Raw genomic sequence first — 236 nt, 5'->3', positions numbered from 1 at the left:
GAATTTGATCTGAGTGCAAATCAACGGTCATGACGCGATCGATACTGACGATGTTGAGCATGTCAGCGACGACTTTGGCCGAGATAGGAACACGCGCTGAACGCGGACGACGGTCTTGACGGGCATAACCAAAGTAGGGCATGACAGCGGTGATACGGCCAGCACTAGAGCGACGCAAGGCATCGGCCATCATCATGATTTCCATCAAGTTGTCGTTGGTCGGTGCACAAGTAGGC

At 53.4% G+C, this 236-nt stretch carries 1 protein-coding gene; it reads right to left on the bottom strand.

Translation table 11 applies throughout. The features are described 5' to 3' along the window. Positions 1-236, bottom strand: a 236-nt coding sequence (locus AAEZ02_RS23520) for a ribose-phosphate pyrophosphokinase-like domain-containing protein (protein WP_351125664.1), incomplete at both ends; no start/stop codon positions are given.

It is taken from the genome of Shewanella sp. T24-MNA-CIBAN-0130 (genome assembly GCF_040310185.1).
Classification (GTDB): domain Bacteria; phylum Pseudomonadota; class Gammaproteobacteria; order Enterobacterales; family Shewanellaceae; genus Shewanella; species Shewanella psychromarinicola.
The sequence above is the reverse complement of the archived record's forward strand: the minus strand, read 5'-3'. Positions and strand labels throughout refer to the sequence as shown.